At 68.0% G+C, this 7187-nt stretch carries 7 protein-coding genes; 3 read left to right on the forward strand and 4 right to left on the reverse strand.

The window, feature by feature from the left end; translation table 11 throughout:
* Positions 1-211 precede the first annotated feature (211 nt).
* Together VA603_RS01070 and VA603_RS01075 are read right to left on the reverse strand one after the other, a co-directional pair.
* Positions 212-1933 carry a M28 family metallopeptidase gene (locus tag VA603_RS01070; protein ID WP_323437684.1) on the reverse strand — a complete coding sequence of 574 codons (1722 nt, stop codon included), beginning with the start codon at positions 1931-1933 and terminating at the stop codon, positions 212-214.
* A 55-nt stretch (positions 1934-1988) separates the two neighbouring features.
* Entirely contained in the window at positions 1989-2645 is a 657-nt protein-coding gene (locus VA603_RS01075) for a DUF4097 family beta strand repeat-containing protein (protein ID WP_132865963.1), read from the reverse strand.
* Positions 2646-2691: 46 nt separating this feature from the next.
* Here VA603_RS01075 and VA603_RS01080 point away from each other — a divergent pair, with 46 nt between their 5' ends.
* Together VA603_RS01080 and VA603_RS01085 are read left to right on the forward strand one after the other, a co-directional pair.
* Positions 2692-4035, forward strand: a complete 1344-nt coding sequence (locus VA603_RS01080; protein WP_425603636.1) for a murein hydrolase activator EnvC family protein — start codon at positions 2692-2694, stop codon at positions 4033-4035.
* A gap of 154 nt (positions 4036-4189) precedes the next feature.
* Positions 4190-5662 (forward strand): S41 family peptidase, encoded by a 1473-nt coding sequence (locus VA603_RS01085; protein ID WP_323437686.1) that lies wholly within the window; start codon positions 4190-4192, stop codon positions 5660-5662.
* A 42-nt stretch (positions 5663-5704) separates the two neighbouring features.
* Here the strand turns inward: VA603_RS01085 and VA603_RS01090 are convergent, their stop codons facing one another.
* Positions 5705-6028, reverse strand: a complete 324-nt coding sequence (locus VA603_RS01090) for a DUF1820 family protein (protein WP_132865960.1) — start codon at positions 6026-6028, stop codon at positions 5705-5707.
* 21 nt (positions 6029-6049) lie between these two features.
* Positions 6050-6742: a rhomboid family intramembrane serine protease gene (locus VA603_RS01095; RefSeq protein ID WP_192287900.1), complete on the reverse strand. Its 693-nt coding sequence runs from the start codon at positions 6740-6742 to the stop codon at positions 6050-6052.
* Positions 6743-6947: 205 nt separating this feature from the next.
* On the opposite strand from VA603_RS01095, the gene VA603_RS01100 reads away from it, so the two are divergent.
* The coding region (locus VA603_RS01100) for an outer membrane protein transport protein (RefSeq protein ID WP_323437687.1) at positions 6948-7187 on the forward strand (240 nt) is incomplete at its 3' end.

The raw sequence follows: 7187 nt of genomic DNA on the forward strand, positions 1-7187 counted from the left end.
CGGGCGCGAGGCTGGGATTTGGCTCCCCGGCAGCGGGGATGGCTGGAGCGGGTGATACGCGTGGGTACATTGGTGCGGAGTGCTGCTCGGGCGCCGGCTCCGCGCCCGAGGGCACTCCTATCGAAAGGGCGCCTACGGGGCCGCGGCGTTGCCCGCGGCATGGGCATAAAAAACGGCGCCTTGTGGCGCCGTTTCCGGTTCTGCGATTGGCTTACTTCGCTTCGGCGTTGCTGGCCTTGCTCTTCATCATCGCGTCGCGATTGGCCTTGAACGGGTTGCCTTCGTACCAGTTGGGCCAAGCGTCGCCGCCGGCCAGCTGGTTGCCGACGCCATACAGCAACTGCAGGTCCTCGACGGTACCGTCGAGCTTCCAGGTGGCGGGGTCGTACTCGTCCTTCGGGCTGTGATAGCGATCCTTGCCGTAGGCCTCGGCGGCACGTTTGCCGGCTTCGATGCCACCGTCGATCAGGTCTTCCCCGCCGTCGGCATACAGCGCCGGGACGCCGGCCTTGGCGAAGTTGAAATGGTCCGAACGGAAGTAGAAACCGCTCTGCACCGAGGATTCGGCATGCAGGGTACGGTTCTGCGCGGCAGCCAGCGGCTTGAGGATGTCCTCCAGCTCCGAGCTGCCAAAGCCGGTGACGGTCATGTCGCGGGCGCGGCCGTTGACCGACATGGCGTCGATGTTGATGACACCGGCGATCTTGTCCAGCGGGAAGGTCGGGTGGTTGACGTAGTACTGCGAGCCAAGCAGGCCTGATTCCTCCAGGGTGACCGCCAGAAACACCACCGAGCGCTCCGGCGTCAGGGCCTGGTGGGCCATCGCGTCGGCGATCTCGAGGATGCCGGCCACGCCGGTGGCATTGTCGACCGCACCGTTGTAGATGTTGTCGCCTTCCTCGCCCTCGTGCTTGCCGAGGTGGTCCCAGTGCGCCATGTAGAGCACTGCTTCGTCGGCACGCTTGCTGCCCGGCAGGACGCCGACCACATTGCGCGACTTCTTCTGCGCGATGGTGCTCTTCAGGTCGAGCGAAAGGCTGGCCTGCAACGGTACCGGCTTGAAGCCACGCTTGTTGGCATCGCGGTAGGCCTTGTCCAGGTCGAGTCCGGCCTGGGTGAACAGCGTGCGCGCCGCCTCGGCGCTGAGCCAGCCCTGGGCCTGCAGGCGCGGTTCCTTGTCCTCGGCCGCCGGCAGGTCGTACTGCGCGCCACCCCAGGAGTTCTTCACCACGTCCCACCCGTACGAAGCGCCGGCGGTGTCATGGACGATCAGCGCGGCGGCGGCGCCCTTGCGCGCGGCCTCCTCGAACTTGTACGTCCAGCGCCCGTAATAGGTCATGCGCTTGCCGTCGAACAGCTTGGCATCGTTGCTGTGGAAGCCGGGATCATTGACGAACATGACCACGGTCTTGCCCTTCCAGTCCTGGCCGGCATAGTCGTTCCAGTTCTGTTCGGGGGCGTCGACACCGTAGCCGACGAACACCAGCTCGCTGTTGTCGATCCTGATCTCGGGCTGCCCGGTGCGCGTGCCGATCACCATGTCGGTGCCGAACGCCAGGTCACGGCTGGCCGCGCCCTGCTGGATCTTCAGCACGGTGCCGGGATCGGCGGTGGTCTCGGTCATCGGGACGTCCTGGAACCAGCTGTCGCCGTTGCCCGGTTGCAGGCCGATGCGCTGCATCTGGTCACGGATGTAGTTGACCGTCAGCTCCTCGCCCTGCGTGCCCGGCGCCCGACCCTCGAACGCATCGGAGGCCAGTTGCTTCACCAGTTCGCCGAAGTCGCCGGCGTTGATCTGCGCATCGAAGGCATGCGTCGGCGCCTGGGTGGGCGCGGGTGCCGGTGGCGCGGCGGTGACGGGTGCGGCCTGTTCGCCCTTGCAGGCGACCAGCGCCGCACTGGCGGCAAGACACAACAACAGTTTGCGGGGCATGGGAACTCCGGTTTCCGATCGAACCCCGATTCTAGGCGCGATGCGCCCACGGTGCTCAGTCAGCCGGTGCGCGCTCGCTGGAGAACCGCTGTACCGTGGCGCCGCTGACCGGACCGATGCGGGCACTGTCATGCACGTACAGCGTGACTTCGCGCTCGAATACCAGGTTGCCTTCGACCACGGCGTTGGGGCCGATGATGATGCGCGGCTTGCGCGGCGGCGTCAGCGAAATGCTGAACGAGGGACGGGTCACCTTGATGCCGCCCTTGATCACCGAATCGACGCCGACGGTGATGTCGCCGTTGACCGTCTCGATGTTGCCCTGCACCTGCGTGCCGACCAGTCCGATGCCTCCATTGACGGTTTCCACGTCGCCGCCGATGCGGCTGCCACGGTCGACGAAGATGCTGCCGTTGACGGTTTCCAGCCCGCCGCTCAACACCAGCTGGCGGCCGCTGCGGATGGCGCCGTTGACCGTCTCGACGCTGCGGGCGCTGACGTTGTCCTCGATGTGGACGCTGCCGTTGACCGTTTCCACGCCGCGGGCGCTGACGCCGCTGGCCAGGTGGATGCTGCCGTTCACCGTGTCCAGGTCGCGGTAGGTGGTGCCGGCATTGGTGCTGATGGCGCCGTTGACCTTGCTGATGTCGTCGTCGGCCATGGCCAACGGGGCGAGGGAGGCCAGGGCCAGGGTGAGCAGCAAACGTTTCATGGAAGGTCTCCGCCGGGGCGTTCAGGGGACAGGGGATGATCGCACCATGCTTGGTTACAATCCGCATCTGCCTGAAGTCACTGGAACGCCCTTGCGCCAGACCCGCCATCGTCCCGTCCTGCACCGGCTGCCTGCCCCGTCGCGCCTGCGGGCCTCCGGGTTGCTGGTGCTGGCGTTGCTGGCCGGGCCGCTGCTGGCGCAGAACACGTCCCGTGATGCGGAGAAGAAGCTGCAGCAGTTGCGCGGTGAACTGCGCAGTGTGTCGCAGGAACGCCGCCAGTTGGAGGGCCAGCGTGACCAGGCCCAGCAGCAGCTGCGCGCCGCCGACCAGAAGGTGGCGCGCAGTGGCCGCGCGGTGGCCGAGGCCGATGCCGCGGTGCGCCGCGAGCAGCAGGCCCTGGCGGAGCTGCAGCAGCGCAAGGCCACCCTGCAGGGTGGCCTTGCCCAGCAACGCCGGCAACTGGCGGCCTTGCTCCGCGGCGCCTACCAGTTGGGCAACCACGCGCCACTGAAGCTGCTGTTGTCACAGGACACGGTGGCCGATGGCAACCGGCAGCTGGCCTATCACCGTTACCTGCAACGCGAGCGCGCCGCCGCCATCACCGCGCTGACGGCCGACCTGACGGCGTTGGAGAGTACCGAGCAGCAGATCACCGCACGCAGCCGCGAGCTGGAGCAGGCGCGCGAGCAGCAGCGCCGCGATGCCGCCACGCTGGCCCAGGACCGCCGCCAGCGTGCCACGGTGGTGGCCGAGCTGGACCAGCGCTACCAGGACCGCAGCGACCGCGAGAAGGCCCTGGGCAAGGACGCGCAATCGCTGGAACGCCTGCTGGCCAACCTGCGTGCCGCCGCTGCCCGTGCCGAGGCCGAACGCCGCGCCGCTGCCCGCCGTGCCGCCGCCGCGCAATCCCGGCAGGCCGCGAACGGCGCAACGGCACCGCGGGATGCGCCGCGCGCCGCGCCGGGCAAGACGCCGCCGCGGGTGGTGGCCAATGCGCCAGCCCCCCGGGTGGGCGGGCTGGGCTGGCCGCTGTCGGGCAACCTGCTGGCCCGTTATGGCGGCCGTCTCCCCGATGGCCGCAACAGCAGCGGCGTCCTGATCGGTGCGCCGGCCGGCAGCACGGTCAACGCGGTGGCCGACGGCACGGTGGTGTTCTCCGACTGGATGACCGGCTACGGCATGATCCTGATCGTCGACCATGGCAACGGCTACATGAGCCTGTACGCCCACAACGATGCCCTGCTGCGTGATGCCGGGGCGCGGGTGCGCCGCGGCGAGGCCGTGGCCAAGGTCGGCAACTCGGGCGGGCAGGGCGTGACCGCGCTGTACTTCGAGCTGCGCCGCAACGGCCAGCCGGTCGATCCTTCGACCTGGCTGCAGCGCCAGTAGTACACGCGGCGTTGACGGGCCAGGCATGCAGCTAAACCGCACATGTCGGCCGGGGCGGCGGGCATGGCCGGGTTCAACGGGAATTTAGCCGGGCTTCGCGCATAATCGGACCCGGCGTGCCTTGGCACGCATCCGTTTTCTCATGGAGTGGTTCATGCGTGTAGCCCGTCTTGCAGCTGCCCTGCTGTTGGCCCTGTCCCCCGCGCTATCGCTGGCGCAGAGCGCCCCGGACAAGGCGTCCCGGGCCGACGATCCCGACGCCAAGGAATCGGTGACCTCGCGCGTACCGCTGGATGAGATCCGCCGTTTCGTCGCCGTCTACAACGCGGTGCGTGCGGCGTATGTCGATCCGGTCGATGACAAGAAGCTGATGCAGTCGGCCGTGCGTGGCCTGCTGCTGGAACTGGATCCGCACAGCACCTACTTCGACAAGGCCGACGCCGAGGCATTCGACGAGCAGACCAATGGTGCCTACGAAGGCATCGGCGTGGAGTTGCTGCAGCAGGACGACAACACGCTCAAGGTGGTGTCGCCGATCGACGATACGCCGGCCGCGCGCGCCGGCCTGCGCGCCGGTGACCTGATCGTGGCGATCGACGGCAAGCCGATCAGCGCGATCGAGGCGATGGAACCGCTGCGCGGTGAAGCCGGCAGCAAGGTGGTGCTGACCATCGAGCGCGGCCAGCAGAAGCCGTTCGACGTGACCGTGGTGCGCGAGACCATCCGCGTCACCAGCGTGCGCAGCAGAATGCTGGAGCCGGGTTATGGCTATGTGCGCATCAGTACCTTCCAGGCCGATACCGGTGCCGACTTCCAGAAGAACCTGGCGCAGCTGCAGGCGCAGGCCGGCGGCAAGCTGAAGGGGCTGGTGCTGGACCTGCGCAGCAACCCTGGCGGCTTGCTGACCGCCGCGGTGCAGGTGGCCGACGACCTGCTCGACAAGGGCGGCATCGTCAGCACGCGTGGCCGCATCTCGATCAGCGACGCCAGGTTCGATGCCACCCCGGGCGACCTGCTCAAGGGGGCGCCGGTGGTGGTGCTGGTGGATGCCGGTTCGGCCAGTGCTTCGGAAGTGCTGGCCGGTGCGCTGCGCGACAACCAGCGCGCCCGCATCGTCGGCAGCCGTACCTTCGGCAAGGGCTCGGTGCAGACCGTGTTGCCGCTGGACAACGGCGACTCGGTGAAGCTGACCACCGCGCGCTACTACACGCCCAGCGGGCGGTCGATCCAGGCCACCGGCATCGTGCCGGAGGTGGAGCTGACCGCCGAAGCGGACGAGGCCACCAAGGACCTGCCGCCCAGTCTGGTCGACTACAGCGAAGCCAGCCTGCCCGGCCACCTGCACGGTGACGATGAGGCCGACGGTGGCAAGGCCGGCGTGGTGTTGCCGGGTGATGCGCCGATCCAGCAGGCGTTGCAGGAACTCAAGCAGCCCGGCTCGGTGGTCGCCGCGCAGGCCGCTGCGGCAGCCGCGGCAAAGGCAAAGCCCGCCGCCACACCGGCGCCAGCACCGGCAACGCCCTCGGCGCCGGCCAAGCCGGAGGCTGTCCAAGCGCCGGCGAAGGTAGTACCGGCCACGCCCGTGGAGCCGGCTGACACGCCCGAGCCGGTGGACGGCGACAAGTGATGCAGACAAGGCCCCGCATCGCGGGGCCTTTTTCCAGGTGATTCAGCGTGGCTTGCCGGGCAGCGGGAAGGGCGTGACTACCTTCTCGCCGGTGGCTGCGTCGCGGATGGAGGACTGGCCCTTCTTCTCCACTTCCTCGATGCGCACGATGCTCTGCATCGGCAGGTGCAGCACCCGGGTGTTGCCGAACTCCTCGCGCAGGCGCTCTTCGGTGGGGTCGACCACCAGCCCGTCGTGGATGTCGAACACCAGCTCGGCGATCTCGTTGAAGCCCCACAGGTGGCTGCCGCCGACGCGCCGTGCATACAGCTCGTAGACCTTGCCGTGGTTGAGGAAGGTGACCTTGTACAGGGGTTTGCTGCTCATCGCCTGATTATAGAAGCCGGCTCAGAAGCCGTGATTCTTGCGCAGCTTGCGGGCAATGGCGGCACGGATGTACAGGCCGTAGACGATCCCGAACAGGAAGCCGGCCACATGTGCCGACCAGGCCACCATGCCGAAGCTGGGGCCGATGTAGGCAAACACCACCTGCAGTGCTGCCCAGACCCCGATCAACAGGAAGGCGGGGGCACGGACGAACTCCAGGAACAGGCCCAGGGGCAGCACCACGCCCAGCCGGGCACCGGGGAACAGGGTCAGGTAGGCCCCCATCAACGCCGACACCGCACCGCTGGCCCCGATGATGATGCGGTCCGGTGTACCCATCGCATACAGGGCCGCCAGGTTGGCCACCGCACCGCCGGCCAGGAACAACAGCAGCAGGCGCCAGGGACCGAGCACACGCTCGGCCGGCAGCCCGAAGATCAGCAGGAACACCAGGTTGCCGAGCAGGTGCAGCCAGTCGGCGTGCAGGAACAGCGCGGTGAACAGCCGCAGGACGCTGCCGTCGCTCAGCGCCGCCCACCAGTCCTGCGGGTTGCCCAGGCCGGTGGACAAGGCGCCCCAGTCCATCCAGAGCGAGCGGCGAGCCTCATCCGGCCGTGAGATCGACCACAGGAAGGCCAGCCAGATGACCGTGAACAGCAACGGCACGGCCCAGCGGAGGCCCGGCTTCTTGCGGGAGGGGATCGAGACGAACATCGGGCTGCAAGCCTAACCCGGCACCGTCATCCGGGGGAGGCATAATTTTTCCGGCCGACGTTATTGTTTAGTTAATGCCCCTGAGTGATACTGCATACGGCGTCGTATGTCGGGAGGGGACTCCGGCGCGCTCCCAGGCCGTCCTCGCGGACTGGAAGTGCAGGCGCAAAAACGACCACCACCGTTTACGGAGAGACATTCGAACATGACCGCTTCCACGTTTGCCCGCGTCACCGCACTGGCTGTCGGCATCGCCGGCGCCCTGGCTTTCGGCCACGCCCATGCTGCCGCCTTCCAGCTGAAGGAAAACAGCGCCAAGGGCCTGGGCCGCGCTTTCGCAGGTTCGACCAGCGCCTGGGGCGATGCCTCCGTCGTGGCGACCAACCCGGCCTCGATGCGTCTGCTGGACGGCCGCCAGTTCCAGGCCGACGTGAGCGCCATCAGC

Origin of the sequence: Stenotrophomonas capsici (genome assembly GCF_034961085.1) — a bacterium.
Lineage (GTDB): Bacteria > Pseudomonadota > Gammaproteobacteria > Xanthomonadales > Xanthomonadaceae > Stenotrophomonas > Stenotrophomonas capsici.

What these genes read in the sequence shown, in the direction of transcription:
- VA603_RS01085 (WP_323437686.1), top strand. Translation starts at nt 4,190, where the DNA reads ATGCGTGTAGCCCGTCTTGCAGCTGCCCTGCTGTTGGCCCTGTCCCCC.
- VA603_RS01070 (WP_323437684.1), bottom strand. Translation starts at nt 1,933, where the DNA reads ATGCCCCGCAAACTGTTGTTGTGTCTTGCCGCCAGTGCGGCGCTGGTC.
- VA603_RS01090 (WP_132865960.1), bottom strand. Translation starts at nt 6,028, where the DNA reads ATGAGCAGCAAACCCCTGTACAAGGTCACCTTCCTCAACCACGGCAAG.
- VA603_RS01080 (WP_425603636.1), top strand. Translation starts at nt 2,692, where the DNA reads ATGCTTGGTTACAATCCGCATCTGCCTGAAGTCACTGGAACGCCCTTG.
- VA603_RS01095 (WP_192287900.1), bottom strand. Translation starts at nt 6,742, where the DNA reads ATGTTCGTCTCGATCCCCTCCCGCAAGAAGCCGGGCCTCCGCTGGGCC.
- VA603_RS01075 (WP_132865963.1), bottom strand. Translation starts at nt 2,645, where the DNA reads ATGAAACGTTTGCTGCTCACCCTGGCCCTGGCCTCCCTCGCCCCGTTG.